The sequence below is a fragment of the Monashia sp. NPDC004114 genome (assembly GCF_053603855.1).
On the sequence record NZ_JBSGGK010000014.1, the window covers coordinates 79,846 to 95,297 of the forward strand.

At 69.7% G+C, this 15,452-nt stretch carries 16 protein-coding genes; 12 read left to right on the forward strand and 4 right to left on the reverse strand.

What is annotated here, in order from left to right:
* Positions 1-348: 348 nt before the first annotated feature.
* From ACWEOW_RS17450 to ACWEOW_RS17470, 5 genes are read left to right on the forward strand one after another with little or no spacing between them, the layout of a single operon-like run.
* Positions 349-1,317, forward strand: coding sequence for a glycosyltransferase family 1 protein (locus ACWEOW_RS17450; protein ID WP_452270494.1), 969 nt, complete (start codon positions 349-351; stop codon positions 1,315-1,317).
* Positions 1,305-2,387 (forward strand): glycosyltransferase, encoded by a 1,083-nt coding sequence (locus tag ACWEOW_RS17455; protein WP_452270495.1) that lies wholly within the window; start codon positions 1,305-1,307, stop codon positions 2,385-2,387. Before ACWEOW_RS17450 ends, ACWEOW_RS17455 begins: the two co-directional genes overlap by 13 nt.
* Complete coding sequence (locus tag ACWEOW_RS17460; RefSeq protein WP_452270496.1) at positions 2,384-3,523, forward strand: glycosyltransferase; 1,140 nt, start codon at positions 2,384-2,386, stop codon at positions 3,521-3,523. Before ACWEOW_RS17455 ends, ACWEOW_RS17460 begins: the two co-directional genes overlap by 4 nt.
* Positions 3,520-4,506: a glycosyltransferase family 2 protein gene (locus tag ACWEOW_RS17465; RefSeq protein WP_452270497.1), complete on the forward strand. Its 987-nt coding sequence runs from the start codon at positions 3,520-3,522 to the stop codon at positions 4,504-4,506. Before ACWEOW_RS17460 ends, ACWEOW_RS17465 begins: the two co-directional genes overlap by 4 nt.
* A complete protein-coding gene (locus tag ACWEOW_RS17470; protein WP_452270498.1) occupies positions 4,503-5,459 on the forward strand; it encodes a TIGR03557 family F420-dependent LLM class oxidoreductase in 957 nt (318 codons plus the stop codon). The genes ACWEOW_RS17465 and ACWEOW_RS17470 overlap by 4 nt, the downstream gene beginning before the upstream one ends.
* Before the next feature lie 42 nt (positions 5,460-5,501).
* Here ACWEOW_RS17470 and ACWEOW_RS17475 read toward each other — a convergent pair whose 3' ends face one another.
* Positions 5,502-6,107 carry a flavodoxin family protein gene (locus tag ACWEOW_RS17475; protein ID WP_452270499.1) on the reverse strand — a complete coding sequence of 202 codons (606 nt, stop codon included), beginning with the start codon at positions 6,105-6,107 and terminating at the stop codon, positions 5,502-5,504.
* A 150-nt stretch (positions 6,108-6,257) separates the two neighbouring features.
* Positions 6,258-6,794, reverse strand: a complete 537-nt coding sequence (locus tag ACWEOW_RS17480; protein WP_452270500.1) for a hypothetical protein — start codon at positions 6,792-6,794, stop codon at positions 6,258-6,260.
* A gap of 261 nt (positions 6,795-7,055) precedes the next feature.
* Between ACWEOW_RS17480 and ACWEOW_RS17485 the strand changes: the two genes are divergently transcribed.
* The 6 genes from ACWEOW_RS17485 (at position 7,056) to ACWEOW_RS17510 (ending at position 11,746) form a co-directional block, all read left to right on the forward strand.
* Positions 7,056-7,559, forward strand: a complete 504-nt coding sequence (locus tag ACWEOW_RS17485) for a hypothetical protein (RefSeq protein ID WP_452270501.1) — start codon at positions 7,056-7,058, stop codon at positions 7,557-7,559.
* Positions 7,556-8,785, forward strand: coding sequence for an NRAMP family divalent metal transporter (locus tag ACWEOW_RS17490; protein ID WP_452270502.1), 1,230 nt, complete (start codon positions 7,556-7,558; stop codon positions 8,783-8,785). The genes ACWEOW_RS17485 and ACWEOW_RS17490 overlap by 4 nt, the downstream gene beginning before the upstream one ends.
* A 7-nt stretch (positions 8,786-8,792) precedes the next feature.
* Positions 8,793-9,689 carry a PRC-barrel domain-containing protein gene (locus ACWEOW_RS17495; protein WP_452270503.1) on the forward strand — a complete coding sequence of 299 codons (897 nt, stop codon included), beginning with the start codon at positions 8,793-8,795 and terminating at the stop codon, positions 9,687-9,689.
* Between the two features lie 110 nt (positions 9,690-9,799).
* Entirely contained in the window at positions 9,800-10,369 is a 570-nt protein-coding gene (locus tag ACWEOW_RS17500; RefSeq protein WP_452270504.1) for a hemerythrin domain-containing protein, read from the forward strand.
* A 28-nt stretch (positions 10,370-10,397) separates the two neighbouring features.
* On the forward strand, positions 10,398-11,510 hold the full coding sequence (locus ACWEOW_RS17505) for a carboxylate-amine ligase (RefSeq protein ID WP_452270505.1): 1,113 nt from the start codon (positions 10,398-10,400) through the stop codon (positions 11,508-11,510).
* A 26-nt stretch (positions 11,511-11,536) separates the two neighbouring features.
* The gene (locus tag ACWEOW_RS17510; protein ID WP_452270506.1) at positions 11,537-11,746 is read left to right on the forward strand and encodes a hypothetical protein; all 210 of its coding nucleotides are present in this window, start codon (positions 11,537-11,539) and stop codon (positions 11,744-11,746) included.
* A 79-nt stretch (positions 11,747-11,825) separates the two neighbouring features.
* On the opposite strand, the gene ACWEOW_RS17515 is transcribed toward ACWEOW_RS17510, so the two are convergent.
* Complete coding sequence (locus ACWEOW_RS17515; protein WP_452270507.1) at positions 11,826-12,122, reverse strand: MerR family transcriptional regulator; 297 nt, start codon at positions 12,120-12,122, stop codon at positions 11,826-11,828.
* Between the two features lie 289 nt (positions 12,123-12,411).
* Between ACWEOW_RS17515 and ACWEOW_RS17520 the strand changes: the two genes are divergently transcribed.
* The gene (locus ACWEOW_RS17520; RefSeq protein WP_452270508.1) at positions 12,412-14,850 is read left to right on the forward strand and encodes an ATP-binding protein; all 2,439 of its coding nucleotides are present in this window, start codon (positions 12,412-12,414) and stop codon (positions 14,848-14,850) included.
* A gap of 59 nt (positions 14,851-14,909) precedes the next feature.
* On the opposite strand, the gene ACWEOW_RS17525 is transcribed toward ACWEOW_RS17520, so the two are convergent.
* Positions 14,910-15,416 carry a SixA phosphatase family protein gene (locus ACWEOW_RS17525; protein WP_452270509.1) on the reverse strand — a complete coding sequence of 169 codons (507 nt, stop codon included), beginning with the start codon at positions 15,414-15,416 and terminating at the stop codon, positions 14,910-14,912.
* Positions 15,417-15,452: the final 36 nt, after the last annotated feature.

Consider the following 15,452-nt stretch of genomic DNA (forward strand, 5'->3'; position numbering starts at 1 on the left):
TGGACGACCGGGCGTCACCACCTCTCGCGAGCAGTCATGCGAGGAGCGGTGACGCCCGGCCTCGTCGGGCGGCTCCTGAGGTAGTGGTCCGCCGAATGTGCGGATGCCGGGTCGTGTCTGGGTACGAACAGGCCCTGAGGCTTCAACCACGTGGCTTCGCGCGCCGCCTCGTACGTGAGGGCGCCAGAGGCCGAAAGGTTGTCCTTGATCCCCGTTATCGCTTCCGTCCCATCCGGGCATGTGTACGTCAGGCATCTCGACCCGCCCGAGGGTGCGGCCCTGGCAAGGCGGCTCTCTGACCCGAAGCCTCGGGCGGATGTCCCCGACGCTCAGTGGTGGCCGCCCCGGATGCTGGAGCCTGGTTGGGTCGACGCCCACGCCGGCGAGTTCGACCTCATGCACATCCACTTCGGCTTCGACGCGGTGACCCCGGAGAGTCTCGCCGACGTCGTCGCCGACCTCAGGCGGCACCGGCGGCCCCTGATCGTGACGGTCCACGACCTTCGCAACCCGCACCATCGCGAACGCGGGCTGCACGATGCGCAGCTCGACGTCCTTGTCGAGAGCGCCGATGCCGTGCTCACGCTGACCTCCGGGGCGGCTCGGGAGATCGCTGAGCGCTGGGGCCGTGAAGCCCGCGTCGTGCCCCACCCACACGTCGTCGAGGAGCCACGGCTGTCGCGGCCTCGCCGGCGGCACGACGGCTTCGTCATCGGCGTGCACGCGAAGAGCCTCCGGGCCGGGATGGACCCCCTGCCGGTCATCGAGGAGATCGTCCGGGCGCTGCCGCGGCTTGCCGGGGCTCGGCTGCGCGTCGACGCCCACACCGACGTCATGACCCCGGGACACCAGCGCCACGCCCCCGACCTGGAGCCGCGGCTGCGTGAGCTCGAACGAGCCGGACTGCTCGACCTGCGCGTTCACGACTACTTCTCCGACGAGGAGCTCTGGGACTATCTCGAGTCGCTCGACGTGTCGGTGCTGCCCTACCGCTTCGGCACGCACTCGGGCTGGCTCGAGGCCTGCCATGATCTCGGCACGACGGTGGTGGCGCCGGACTGCGGCTACTACGCCGACCAGCGTCCGTGCCTGGTGTACGGGGTCCCGTCAGCCGACAGCAGCGACCCAACCGGGCCCGCGACGCAGACGCCGTCGTTGGCCGCCGCCCTCCTCACGGCCCACCGTGTCGGGCAGAATTGGCGAGCGAATCCGGAGGACCGCAGACGCGAGCGGCGGGAGATCGCCCTCGTCCACCAGCAGGTGTATACCGCCGCCCTGGCCGACGTCGCCGTGCGGGGTGTCGCATGCGCATCGTGATCCTGGCCGCGGCGAGCCACCCGATCGCCGAACCGTTCGCCGGCGGTCTCGAGTCGCTGACCTGGCACCTCGTGCGCGGGCTGCGTCAGCGTGATGTCGAGGTCTGTCTCTTCGCCGCGCCCGGGAGCGACCCTCGGCTGGGTGCCACTCAGCTCGACGTGGACCCCCTCGGCCTCAGCGCGGCGGCGCGGCGCGACGTGGCCATGGTGCCCGAGGCCTGGCTGCGCGAGCACCATGCCTACCTGCAGGTGATGCTCGCTCTGCAGCGACGCGATGATGTCGACGTCGTCCACAACAACAGCCTTCACCACCTTCCCGTCGCGATGTCGGGGTCCGTGCCGGCGCCCATGCTGACGACGCTGCACACCCCGCCGACACCGTGGCTCGAACCGGCGATCCAGATCGACTCACGGATGCCGAACCGCCTGCGGCACAGTCATTTCGTGGCGGTCAGCTCGCACACTGCGGGCTCCTGGTCGCATGTCGCCGGTGCCCGGGTCGTGCCCAACGGAGTCGACGTCGACCGCTGGCTGCCGGGGCCGGGAGGCCCGGACCTTGCCTGGGTCGGTCGCATCGTCCCGGAGAAGGCCCCGCACCGGGCCGTCGCGATGGCACGGGCCTCGGGACGCCGGTTGCGCTTGGCCGGACCGATCGGCGACCGAGCATACTTCGAGACCACGGTGGCGACCCGGCTCGGTGGAGGTGTCGAGTACGTAGGGCACCTCGACACCGACAGCCTTGTCGAGCTCTTCGGCACCAGCGCGGTCACCCTCGTGACCCCAGAGTGGGACGAGCCCTACGGCCTGGTTGCGGCGGAGTCGCTGGCCTGCGGGACCCCGGTGGTCGCACTCGATCGAGGCGGCCTGCGAGAGTTCGTCACCTCGTCCGTGGGCGTGCTGCTCGCTCCGGACGCCGATCCTGCGAGTGCCGTCCTGGCCATCGACTCTGCCGAGCGCCTGGACCGCGCGACGTGTCGCGCCCACGCCGTGGCGACGTGCTCCGTGGATCGCATGGTGGAGGACTATCTCGACCTCTACCGGTCGCTCTCGTGGATGCAGGGGGCAGCATGATCGGGTACTACGTGCACCATCACGGCATCGGTCACCGCACCCGGTTCGGTTCCGTCGCGGGGCGCCTTCGCTCCCCGGTCACAGGGATCAGCTCGATGCATTCCGCAGGCTGGCCCGGGCCCTGGCTCCAGCTGGCCCGCGACGACGAGGCGGTCCGGCAAACGGACGGAACCAGTGGCGACCACGGCGCTCGGCCGGGCCTCGAGCGGATCGACCCGACCGCGCACGTCCTGCACTGGGTGCCGCGCCACGACGCCGGCCTGGGCCGACGAGCGGCGCAGCTGACGTCGTGGCTCGACCGCACCCGCCCCGCGCTCATGGTCGTCGACGTGTCGGTCGAGGTGGCGCTGCTCTCCCGCCTCAGCGGCATACCGGTCGTCGTCGTCGCCCTGCCTGGCACCCGGGCCGACCGTGCCCACAGGACCGCCTACGACCTGGCCGATGCGCTGCTCGCACCGTGGCCACCGGGGGCACACACCAAGGGTTGGCCGGCTGTGTGGCGGGCGAAGCTGTGGGCCGTCGGGGGCATCTCACGCTTCGACGGACATGACCCGACGACCGTCACAGCACATGCCGCGGCGACGAGCGCCCCGGGGGAGCCGGGGCAGCGGCGACGCCGGGTGTTGCTGCTGTGGGGTGCCGGAGGACGTGGCGTCCCAGCCGCCGAGGTGTTTGCTGCTCGGGTCGCCGCGCCGGAGTGGGAATGGCTCGAACGCAGTCCCGAGTCACCCTCGCCCGATCTGTGGGCCGACCTCTGCTCTGCCGATGTCGTCGTGACCCACGGCGGCCAGAACGCGGTCGCCGACGTCGCCGCCGCACGCCGGCCGGCGGTCGTTGTCGCCCAGCCCCGGCCGTTCGACGAGCAGGTGGCCACCGCTGATGCCGTCGACCGTCTCGGGCTCGCCGTCGGCCTGCGGTCGTGGCCTGCCGACGCAACCGCCTGGCCCGGCATCCTCGAGCGCGCCGTGTCGCGGGGCGGGAAGGGTTGGGACCGCTGGTCCTCCGGTAACGGCGCCGGCGCCGCCGCCCGGCTGCTCGACGGCCTGGCCACCCAGCTCATGCCCGACCAGGCGCGCCCGATCGGACAGATGCGCTCGCCGTCGCCAGCCCTCGGGCGGCCCGTCGGAGCACCGTGAGCCAGCGTCGAATCGCGGTCGTGACCATCGTCCACGGCCGGCACATGCACCTGCGGCGCCAGCTGTGGGGACTGCGCCGGCAGCACCGAGCCCCTGATGTGCACGTCGTCGTCGCGATGGACGACAGCGACGTCCCTGGCATCGTCGCGGCCGACCCCTGCGCACCCGAGACCCACGTGCCGAGCATCACCCGCAGGGACGGGCGCCTGCCCTTGGCTGCCGCGCGCAACCTCGGCGTTGCCCGTGCCCTCGATGCTGGAGCCGAGTACCTCGTGCTGCTCGACGTGGACTGCATCCCATCTCCGACGTTGGTCAGAAGGTATGCCGCGGTGCTGGACGAGCGGGCCGCCGGCCGCGACGCGCTTTCGGCTCCCGCCCGACCCGACACCGACGAGTCTCGGGCCGCGCCATGCGTGCTGGCGGGGGAGGTGCTCTATCTGCCACCGCCACCCGCAGGTCGTGACTACCGCGAGCTCGACCTCGATGCCGTGGGCTCCGCCCATCCCGCTCGCCCCATACTCGCGGCTGACGAGGTGCGCCCGGCCGAAGACCTGCGCCTGTTCTGGTCGCTGTCCTTCGCTTTGACGTCGAGGACGTGGTCCGCCACAGGCGGATTCGACGATGGCTACCTCGGCTACGGGGGTGAGGACACCGACTTCGGGCAGCGGCTGGGGCGCGCCGGCGGGCGCATGCTCTGGGTCGGCGGCGCGGTCGCCTTCCACCAGCATCACCCGACCAGCCGCCCGCCCGTCGAGCACGCGCCCGACATTGTCAGCAACGCCAACAGGTTCGCGCAGCGCTGGGGGTGGTGGCCCATGGAGAGCTGGCTGGAGGCGTTCCGCGAACGGGGCATCGCGCGAAAGCGCTCGGACGGCTCCTGGGAGACGACGCTGGGGGCGGAGGCTAGCAGTGACCGCGTGCAGAGGTCTGTGTTGGGTATGGGAGACGCGTCAGCAGCCGCCATAGAAGGAGAATCTCTGTGAAGGTCGGATACTTCCTGTCCTGTGAGGAGTACACGCCGTCCCAGCTGGTCGAGCAGGCCCGCCTCGCCGAGGAGGCGGGGTTCACCGGGCTGTGGATCAGCGACCACTACCACCCGTGGAACGACGCCCAGGGACAGAGCCCGTTCGTGTGGTCGGTCATCGGCGCGATCTCGCAGGTGTGCTCGCTGCCGCTCATGACGGCGGTCACGTGTCCGACCGTGCGGATCCACCCGGCTGTCGTCGCACAAGCAGCGGCGACCGCGTCGGTACTGCTGGATGGGAGGTTCGTGCTGGGTGTCGGCACCGGTGAGGCCCTGAACGAGCACATCCTCGGTGACGCGTGGCCGGAGGAGGAGGTGCGCCTGGAGATGCTCGAGGAGGCCGTCGAGGTGATGCGGCGGCTCTGGAGCGGCGAGGTTGTCTCGCACCGCGGCACGCACTACACCGTCGACACTGCGCGCTTGTACACGCTGCCGGACGAGCCGCCGGAGGTGTACGTGTCGGCCTTCGGCCCGAAGGCGCTCGATGTTGCCACGCGGATCGGCGACGGCTTCGTGACCACCCAGCCAGACGGTGACTCCGTCCGCGAGTTCCGGTCGGGTGCAACGAGCTCGGCGAAGTGCGTCGGTGGGGTCAAGGTCGCCTTCGCGGCTACGCGCGAGGAGGGCGTGGACCACGCCCACCGTCTGTGGGCGAACGCCGGGGTTCCGGGAGAGCTGGCCCAGGTGCTGCCCAACCCGAAGCACTTCGAGCAGGCGTCCCAGCTGGTGACGCGGGAGGCGACGGGGGAGTCCGTTGTCGCCGGCAGCGACGCCGCCGAGCACAGGGACGGTTTGGAGCCGTATGCCGCGGCCGGCTTCGACGAGGTCTATGTGGCCAACATGGGCCCGCACTACCAGGACATGATCCGGTTCTACGGGGAGCACGTCCTGCCGGAGGTGGCTGCCTCCTGATCGGATCACCACGGACCTGGTCGGCAGCTCCGCTCGACTCGCTCAAGCCGGAGGGTACGGGGACCCGTTGAGCAGCCCGGCCAGATGTGCCGCGTTGACCGCCAGGCTCGACGTCACGCCCGTGACGGCCTCGGGTGCCTCGTCGAGGTCCTTGTAGTCGGTGCCGTGCATCGCCTCGCCGTTCCAGTAGGTGACGCCACCGGCCGGGATGGTGAATCCGACGTCGTTCAGGGCCTGGAACAGCACACCGCTGATGTGGTGCGCGCCATCCTCGTTGCCGACCACGACCCCGACCGCCACCTTGCCGTAGGTGCGCAGCCGTCCCTCGTCGTCCTTCTCCGACAGCTCTGCGTCAAGCCGTTCCAGCACGCGTTGGCACACGCTGCTCTGCTGCCCGAGCCAGGTCGGGGTGGCGACGACGACGATGTCGCTGGCGATGAGCTGTTCGCGGATGAGCGGCCACTCGTCGCCGTCGCCCATGTCCATCTCGACGCCGGGACGGATGTCGTGGTCGACGACGCGGACCATCGAACCGGCCACGTCATGTGAGGCGAGCGCGTCGAGGACCTGCTGGGCGAGCAGCTCGGTGCTCGACTCGGCGGGCGACGGGCTCAGGGTGCAGTTGAGCGCAAGGGCACGAAGCGGCATACGGACTCCTCCTCGGAATCAGGCTGGGAACGCTTGGTTTCCAAGCGCGGTCGTGCGACCAGCACGACGAGTCGAAGGTCCCCTACCCCCACGGGCGAGGGTGGTAACCCGCATCGGCCGTTAGGCTCGCGAACGGCGCCGACCCGGCATTCAGGTGAGGTGCTCGCGCTCCCACCACACGTGCTCGAGCACCCGAAGATCGGGGACCGACATCGACCACGCCCCGTGAAGGTAGGCGTCGAACTCCATGAGCGAAGCACTGCCCCCGCACGCGATGAACTCCTGCCAGAGTCCTCCCGCGGACAGGGCGCCAGAGTCCAGGGCGTGCCGTACTTCGGCGCTCGTGCCGCGGAGGTCGGAGCCTGGTTCGAGGAGCGAGGGCAGCACGGATGACTGCCGGCGCTCAGGGACCCCCAGCCGGCGCAGCGACTCCCGCTCGTGGCGCCGCTGGAGGATGCGAGACAGACGCGTCCGGGCCTCGACGGCCCGTGCGAGAGCTCTCCGGGCGCGATCATGCGCGAGCGCCACATCCTCGTCGCTGCTGGTGGCGCCCTCCTCGAGCAGCGCGTTCAGCCGGACCCCGCATTCGGTCGCCCGCGCTCTGGCCGCCTCGCGGGCACGCGCCCACACCGCACTGGTCTGATCGTCAAAGCTCAGGACCCTGAACTGGCTTCCGTGTTCTCCCATCGGCTCACCTACGGGACGCACATGCCTCGAGCCGCCGTTGCCTGACCGCCTCAGCAATCCAGCGATCCTATCGGCGATGGCTGGGTGCGGCAGGTCCTGGATCCGGCTCTGGGTGGCCCGGGTCCGGCTCTGCGCGGGTATGTAACCCCCGGGGAACATCGAGAGGAGCGTCATGACGGAGGGGTTCGCCCTCGGGTTCGGTTGGTTGATCTTCCTGGTGCTGCTTGCCGTCCTGGCGGCCGTGCTGCTGCGGAGCAGGTCGTGAGCCCGCTGTCTGAGGGCGAGTACTCGCCGTCGGGCCTGCCTCGCCGGTCCGGGCGAAGCGGTCGATCACTCCTCGCCGCTGGGCTCCTCGGCTCCGTGTGCGTCGCAGGTTGCGTGGCCCCGGCCTTCGACTCGGGTGCGTTCACGCACAACGCGATCCAGGCGCTGGACTCCGCGCAGAGCCAGACCAGGACGGCATACCTGGCCGTGCAGGCCAAGCTCGACGACAAGCTGACCCAGCCCTACGTCGACAACGTCGTGACCGAGTCCGAGGACGCGATGGGCCCGATCGAGGACAGCTTCGGCAACGTCGACCCACCCACGGCGGCTGATGGCAAGCTGCGGGATGATGTGGGCCAGCTGCTCACCGACGCGGCAGACGCGCTTTCCACGGCTCGGATCGCGGTGCGCGAGCATGACGAGCGGGGTATGCGGCAGAGCGTCAAGGACCTGGGCAAGCTGGCCGACCAGCTCGAGAAGAAGTCGCAGGCCCTGTCGTGAAGAAGCTCTTCGCGCTGAGCCTCGGGATCCTCACGGCCATCGGCGGGTTCGTCGACATCGGCGACCTTGTCACCAACGGCCTGGTCGGCTCGCGATTCGGGATGTCGCTGGCGTGGGTCGTCGTGGTCGGCATCATCGGCATCTGCGTCTTCGCGGAGATGAGTGGCCGTGTTGCTGCGGTGAGCGGCCGGGCGACCTTCGACCTGGTGCGCGAACGCCTCGGGCCCCGAATGGGACTGGCCAACCTGCTCGCATCGATGGCGGTGACTCTACTGACCTTCGCGGCCGAGATCGGCGGCGTCGCCCTGGCACTGCAGCTGGCGACCGATGTCAACCGGTACCTGTGGATCCCGATCGTCGGGACTGTCGTGTGGATCGTGCTGTGGCGGGCCAAGTTCTCTGTCCTGGAGAACGCGTTCGGTCTCGGCGGGCTCGCCCTGGTCGTGTTCGCGGTCGCGCTGTGGCAGCTCGGCCCGGACTGGTCCGACCTGTGGCGCCAGGCGTCCGGGCCGATCGTCCCGCACGACGAGAGCCACACGACGTACTGGTACTACGCCGTGGCCTTGTTCGGCGCGGCGATGACCCCGTACGAGGTGTTCTTCTTCTCCTCCGGGGGTGTCGAGGAGCGGTGGACCAGCCGCGACCTCGGCACGATGCGGTCCAACGTGTTCGTCGGGTTCCCGCTCGGCGGGACGATCTCCCTGGCGATCGCGGCGTGCGCGGCCGTTGTCTATCTGCCGCAAGGGGTTCAGGTCGACACGCTGGGCCAGATCGGGATGCCGATCGGCATGGCTCTCGGTCAGCTGGGAATCGCCTTGGCACTCATCGGTTTCTTCGCTGCCACCTTCGGGGCAGCCTGCGAGACAGGGCTTTCCGTCGGCTACAGCATCGCGCAGTATTTCGGCTGGCAGTGGGGCAAGTTTGTCGAGCCGCTCAAGGCAGCCCGATTCCACGTGGTCCTGCTGTTGTCCGCTATCGCCGCGGTCGGCGTGCTCCTCACGACGGTCGATCCGATCATGCTCACCGAGTACTCGGTGGTCTTCTCGGCCATCGCGCTGCCGTTGACGTACTTCCCGATCCTCGTCGTCGCGAACGACCGCACCTACATGGGCCGGCATGCGAACGGGCGGCTGGCCAACATCTTCGGCTCCATCTACCTGGTCGTGGTCATCGTCGCAGCAGTCGCCGCGATCCCGCTGATGATCATCACCCGAGCCGGACAGTGAGGCCCCGATGACGCATCCAGCGCAGCCCTATCCCGCTCGGACCCAGCGGGCGCAGCCGACCCGTGAGGCCACCTCCCGGCCGAACTCGGTACGCCTGGACGTGATGCTGCGCCTGCTCGACCACCAGATCGTCGGACCCGACGACGAGCTGCTCGGCAACGTCGATGACGTCGAGATGCTCGACACGGGCGCCGGGCTCTTCGTCACTGGCATCGCCATCGGACCGGCGTCGTTGGCACAGCGGCTGCCCGGGCGAATCGGCGACTGGCTGTACGCCATCTGGCGCCGCCTGCACCCCGACCCCGATCCCCAGCCGCTCGTGGTACCGATCGAGCGCGTCACCCGGATCGACTCGGCCGTCGAAGTGGACCAGTATGCCGCCAGGATCCTGGGTGAGGCCTTCGGGCTCGAGGTGTGGCTCAGGAAGTACGTCGTGTCCCGGATCCCCGGAGCCAAGGGCGGCGGCGACGACAGAGAAGCGGCGCAACGGGCGCCGGACGACGCACGCGCGCCCGGCCCCGGCGCGACCCGAGACCCGCTCCCGGGCGCCTGCTTCGCGAGCGCCTTCGTGGGTCGCGAAGTCGTGGACGAGTCGACTCACGACCAGGTCGGCAAGCTCTGCGAGATCCACACAGCAGCAGGGCCCCTGGACGCCCCGCAAACCCCGATGCAGGTCACCCACCTGCAGTACGGACAGCATCTTCGCGGGTCCGAGCTCGGGTACAACGCCGACAGCAAGCAGGGCCCGTGGGTCGTTGCCTCGCTCGTCCGGCACTGGCAGCGTGGCAACCGGGTCGTCCCAGCAACGCTGGTGCGCGACCTCGGTGGTCCCGACCGGCCCGTGGTGGTCAGCAGCACCGCCCACCTTCGCCACCCGTATGCCGTCAGCGACCAAGGGGACTGAGCGCGCCAGTCCGGCTGGTGGGACGGCATACCTCGCGGTGCTGGGCGTGGGTTTCCACGAACGCCCCAGGGGGTAGGTGAGCGGACAACCTCAACCGCAAGGAGAATGCCGTGCCCGATGTCGTCGACCTCATCAAGAACGACCACCGCGAGGTGGAGCGACTCTTCGACCTGCTGCGCGACCCGGCATCCCGAGCCCAGAACGTGCCTGTCCTGGTCACCCTGCTCACGGCGCACAGCCGCGCCGAGGAGGCTGCCGTCTACCCGGTGGCCCGCGACGAGGCCGGAGCGGCAGACACGGTGGCGCACTCCCAGACCGAGCACGCCGAGGCCGACGAGCTGCTCAAGCGGCTCGAGTCAGCTGACCCCGAGTCGGACGACTTCGACTCGGTCCTCGATGAGCTCGTCCACGCCGTGTCCCACCACGTCGAGGAGGAGGAGTCCACGGTGCTGCCGGCGATGAGCCAGGGCCTCGACGACACCCGGCGCGACGAGCTGGCCGAGGCGTTCCTTGCCAGCCGGGCCGAGCACATCGGCGACACCCCGGAGGACATCACGCTGGCCGAGCGTCGCACCCAGGCGGCCAACGCCGACATCGACGGCCGCGGGTCGAAGTCCAAGGACGAGATCGCCGAGGAGCTCGCCGCGAAGGCGAAGGAAGAGGAGTCCGAAGAGGAGTGACGTCCATGGAGCGGGCCGTGGCTGACTCATGAGGAGCGTCGGCGTCGAGGAAGAGCTGCTCCTCGTCGATCCCCACACCGGGCGGCCTCGGTCGGTGTCGGGCCAGCTGCTGCAACGGGCGCGGGTCGACAGCCTCCCCGACGTCGGCGTGCGGGGCGCGATCGAGGGCGAGTTCCACCAGCAGGTCGTCGAGATCCACACCGCCCCGGTCACCGACCTGCGCGACCTCGACGCCGAGGTCGACCACTGGCGCACCGAGGCGTTCTCGGCCGCGCGTCAGACCGGCGCCGCCGTGGCCGCGCTGGCCGCCTCTCCGCTCCCGGCAACAGCGGTCCTGGCCGACTCAGAACGCTACCGGTGGATCCAGGAGCGATACCAGGTCGTGACGCGCGAAACCATGACCTGTGGCCTTCACGTGCACGTATCGGTCGAGTCCGACCACGAAGGCGTGGCCGTCATCGACCGGCTGAGGCCGTGGCTGCCGGTTGTGCTGGCGTTGTCGTCGAACTCGCCGTTCACCGGCGGTCAGGACAGCGGCTTCGCGAGCTACCGCACCCAGATGCAGGGGCGATGGCCCGCGTGGGGCCAGACCGAACCATTCGGCACGGCCGAGGCCTATCACCGGCTCGTGCGGCGGATGAAAGACACAGGTGTCATCCTCGACGAGGCGATGGTGTCCTTCGACGCCCGGCTCTCGCACCGCTACCCCACGGTCGAGATCAGATGCCCCGACGTGTGTCTTCGTCGAGCCGACACCGTGCTCGTCGCCGCTGTATGCCGCGGACTGGTCGAGGCTGCGGCGGCCGGCTGGCGCCGGGGTGAGCCGTTCCCCGACGTGCCGACCGCCCTGCTCAAGCTCGCGACGTGGCAGGCGAGCCGAGAAGGTCTCTCGGGTCAGCTCATCGACCCGGCGACCTGCCGGCCCGCCCCGGCGGCGGCCGTCGTCGACGAGCTGATCACCTACATCTGGCCGCACGTCGATGCCGCCGGCGACAGCTGCGTAGTGCGGGCTGGGGTGAAGCGTCTGCTCGAGGCCGGAACTGGGGCCGACCTCCAGCGTCGCCGGGCCGCACGCACGGGTCGCCTCATCGACGTGGTGAGCCAGGCGGTTCGCCTGACCGCCGGCATGGAGGACGTGTGACCTCGCCGATTGGGTAACTGAGAGGCATGGAGTCGACGCCATTCGAGAGGTCCGTCGCCACGGGTGACGCCAGGGATGCGGTGCGCAGAGCGATTTCCGCCCGATGGCTCGGCTTGCTGCTCTGGTGGGCGGGGGCGCTCGCTCTGCTGGGCCTGTGCGTCGCGGAGCCGCCGTTGTTCCCGCTCGCCGCTGTGCTGGTCGTGGTGCTGGTGGGGTGGCGCCGCCAGCTCCGCTGAGGACACCGCGGGCCTTGTGTGATGCCAAGTGGACGCTCTGCTGTGCTCTTGGCACCACAGACCGCCCTGCGTCGGACCCTCAGTCGGCCGGCTCGCTGCGAAGGCGATCGTTGTCCTGGCTGAGCGAGGTGTTGCGGGACCGCAGATCGCGGTTTCGCACTGTGAGGTCGGCGTTGTCGTCCTGAAGGTCGAGCACCATCGCGACAGCGGCCAGCGTGACGCCGCTGTCCACCAGCTCGGAGATCCGCCTGATGCGCGCCACGTCGGCATCGCTGTAGCGGCGGGTCCCACCATCGGTCCGCGCCGGCGTCACCAGCCCGTGCTGCTCATACAGCCGCAGGGTCGGAACGGGCAGACCAGCGAGCTCGGCTGCCACTGAGATGGCGTAGAGCGGGTGCTTCGAGGGGCTTGAAGTGTCGCGGTCCAATCGGCTGCTCCAGGGCTTGACAAACGATCGTTTCAACCTTACAAAACCTGTATTCAATGCCTGAGATCATATCAGGGGCTGGTACAGATCGGAACGCGAACGCCATGGAGGTGGCTGCGGTGCTGAGGCGAGCTGCCCAGTGGTGCAGGTCGGCTGGTGAAGGTCGGCGTGTGGGAGTCTTCCTGGAGCGGGACGGGGCCGGCGAGTGGTGGTGCGGAGCGAACCGGAGGCATGGACGATGAGCCAGGCATCGGCCCCCGAGAAGGGGCCAGAGCTGGGCTGGCTGTTTCCCGGGGAGGACGAGACAGCCGTCCTGGCGAGAAGGACACCCTGGGCTGAGACGCCTTTGGGCGATCCCGCCGGCTGGTCTCCGGAGCTCGCCGCCGCGATCCGCACGGTGATGCCGTCGAAGGTTCCGATGCTCCTTTGGTGGGGCGACGACCTGGTCCAGATCTACAACGAGGCGTACCGCTCGCTGCTGGGTTCGAAGCATCCCGGTGCGATGGGTCAGCCCGCCACGGTGTGCTGGGCGGAGGTGTGGGATGACGTCGGGCCCATGGCCGCACACGTGCGCGCATCCGGCGAGGCCACGTTCGAGCAGGACCTGCTGTTGTTCATCGACAGACACGGGTACCTCGAGGAAACCTACTGGACGTTCTCGTACAGCCCGATCAGCTCGGCACAGGGCGGTGTGCTGGGCGTCTTCGTCGCGACGACCGACGTCACCCTCCCCGTGGTCGAGGCGCGGCGGCTCGGGATCGTGCGCGACCTGGCCGTGCTCTCGAGCGCGGACTACACGTCAAGGGACGCCATCGCCGAGGCCGTCACGCGGGTGCTGGCCAAGAACCGTCAAGCCGTGCCGTTCGCGGCGATCTACCTGCCATCTGAGGCGGGAGGTCTGGTGCGGGCCGCGCAGTACGGGCTATCGGGCGAGTCTCCACAGCTGCCCGATGCAATCGGCGCGGACGCGCGCGAGCACCCGCTGGTCAAGGTAGCGGCCTCTCGGGTGCGGATGCAGGTCAGCTACGACCCGGATGAGATCGGCGCTGCGCCGGGCCCGCTCGGTCCCCTTTCCCCGAGCAGCGCACTGGTCGTGCCCCTGGGTGCCGTGGGTCGTCCCCTGGAAGGGGTGGTCGTCCTGGGGATCAACCCGTACCGTCGAGTCGACGAACGCTTCTCGACCTACGCCACGCTGGTCACCCGGCAGCTGTCTGCGCTCTTCGTCGACGTTCGCGCCGCGGCCGACGAGCGCGCGCGGACGGCAGCCCTGGCCGAGCTGGACAAGACCAAGACCGAGTTCTTCGCCAACGTCAGCCACGAGTTCCGGACCCCGTTGACGGTCGCCCTGTCGGCCGTGGACGAGCTGCAGGCTTCGGGTCTGTCCGAGTCGCAGGCCCAGCATGTCAACGCCATACAGCGATCGACCGAGCGGCTCAACCGTCTGGTCGACACGCTTCTGAGCTTCGCCCAGGCAGAGGCAGGCCGGCTGGTCCCGCACCGCGAGCCGACCGATGTTGCCGAGCTCACGGGCAACGTGGTGGGCATGTTCCGCAGCGCGATCGAGTCGGCCGGCCTGGCCCTGGACGCCGACTTCGGGACGACTGACGGCGAGGACCCGTCCACCCGGATGATCGACCCGGAAGCGTGGGTCAAGATCGTCGGAAACCTGCTCTCGAACGCCTACAAGTTCACCGACTCCGGGAGCATCCGAGTCAGCCTGGATCAGACCGAGGACGGCGTCGTGCTTGCCGTCCGGGACACCGGCCCCGGGATCGCCGAGCATGACGCCGAGCGCGTCTTTCAACGGTTCCACCAGGTCGCGCGCCGACCCGCTCGCGGCACCGCGGGCACCGGCATAGGGCTGGCGCTCGTCAAGGACCTCGTCGAGGCCCAAGGGGGCCGAGTCACCCTCGACAGCACCCCCGGGCAGGGAAGCGAGTTCACCGTTCACCTCCCTGCCCCCGCGATGAGTCGCGCCGCCGCACGGGTGGAGCTCGACCGACCCGCGAGCGGTCTGTTGCCCGAGCTGTCGGACGCGCTGGAGCTGCCGTCCGGCACAGGGGAGGCCCCGGCGCACGACGGCCAGCCGACTCTGCTCCTCGTCGAGGACAACGTGGATCTGCGCGGGTACGTGACGCGCCTGCTCACCGAAGACGGGTGGAGTGTGGTCGCCGTCCCCGATGCGCCGAGCGCGCTGCAGACCGAACGGGTCCCCGACCTCGTCCTGTGCGACGTCATGCTGCCCGGGCCCAGCGGGCTCGACCTGGTCACGACCATGCGAGCGACTCCCGACTGGGCCTCGGTCCCCGTGGTCCTGCTGACCGCACGTTCCGGGCCGAAAGAGGTGGCCGGCGGGCTCTCGGCGGGAGCCAACGACTACGTCGGCAAGCCGTTCGACCCGATCGAGCTTCTCGCTCGACTGCGCACCCACTACGAGCTCGCTCAGGACCGCAGCCAGGCTCTCGTCGAGGCGGAGCAGAAGGTCGGGCAGCTGCAGACGGCGCTCACCACCAGCCGTTCGATCGGGATGGCCGTCGGTGTGCTGATGTCCTCACGCCAGCTGACCAGCGACCGCGCCTTCGACCTGCTCCGCACTCACAGCAACGACACCAACCGCAAGATCAGCGACATCGCCGAAGACGTCGTGCTCACCGGCCAGATCCCCCCGGCGCGGTGAGTCAGGCCGTTCGAGGTATTCCGGTGGAGCGTGATAGCTCGGGCCATCTCACGGCGATCTCATGACGTCATACCTCGACCGGGAGGCACTGGCGGCCTGCCGGAGGTCTGCAGCACTGCCACATCCTGACCGGCCGCCGACCACGGCCGGGACAGGGTGATGACCGCGAGGGCCGACGTAGGCAGCGCGACCGGCTCGCCAGTGAGGGTCCAGGCCAGGTCCTCGAGCCCGGGGTTGTGGCCGACCAGGACCACCGTCTCGGCGTCCTCCGGCAGCTCACGAACTACCGCGAGGAGCTCACGGTCCGACGCGGCATACAGCCTCTCGTCCACGAGCGTCTCCGGCGGGGCGCTGAGCTCCGCCACTACCAGGTCCCACGTGCTACGGGTGCGGTTGGCCGGCGAGACGAGGGCCAGGTCGATCTGGTCGACATGGTGTGCGAGCCAGACGCCAGCCTCGGGCGCCTGGCGCCGGCCGCGCGGCGCCAGAGGCCGGTCGACGTCGGCCTCGCCGCCCGACCAGTCGGACTTCGCGTGACGGAGCAGGATCAGGGTGTGGTCAGCCATGGCAGGCCTCCGAGGCGGGTCATCCGAGATGGAACC

Excerpts from the sequence above, each read along its gene's own strand:
- ACWEOW_RS17450 (WP_452270494.1), top strand. The coding sequence starts at position 349 with ATGCTGGAGCCTGGTTGGGTCGACGCCCACGCCGGCGAGTTCGACCTC.
- ACWEOW_RS17460 (WP_452270496.1), top strand. The coding sequence starts at position 2,384 with ATGATCGGGTACTACGTGCACCATCACGGCATCGGTCACCGCACCCGG.
- ACWEOW_RS17505 (WP_452270505.1), top strand. The coding sequence starts at position 10,398 with ATGAGGAGCGTCGGCGTCGAGGAAGAGCTGCTCCTCGTCGATCCCCAC.
- ACWEOW_RS17520 (WP_452270508.1), top strand. The coding sequence starts at position 12,412 with ATGAGCCAGGCATCGGCCCCCGAGAAGGGGCCAGAGCTGGGCTGGCTG.
- ACWEOW_RS17480 (WP_452270500.1), bottom strand. The coding sequence starts at position 6,794 with ATGGGAGAACACGGAAGCCAGTTCAGGGTCCTGAGCTTTGACGATCAG.
- ACWEOW_RS17455 (WP_452270495.1), top strand. The coding sequence starts at position 1,305 with ATGCGCATCGTGATCCTGGCCGCGGCGAGCCACCCGATCGCCGAACCG.
- ACWEOW_RS17475 (WP_452270499.1), bottom strand. The coding sequence starts at position 6,107 with ATGCCGCTTCGTGCCCTTGCGCTCAACTGCACCCTGAGCCCGTCGCCC.
- ACWEOW_RS17525 (WP_452270509.1), bottom strand. The coding sequence starts at position 15,416 with ATGGCTGACCACACCCTGATCCTGCTCCGTCACGCGAAGTCCGACTGG.
- ACWEOW_RS17495 (WP_452270503.1), top strand. The coding sequence starts at position 8,793 with ATGACGCATCCAGCGCAGCCCTATCCCGCTCGGACCCAGCGGGCGCAG.
- ACWEOW_RS17510 (WP_452270506.1), top strand. The coding sequence starts at position 11,537 with ATGGAGTCGACGCCATTCGAGAGGTCCGTCGCCACGGGTGACGCCAGG.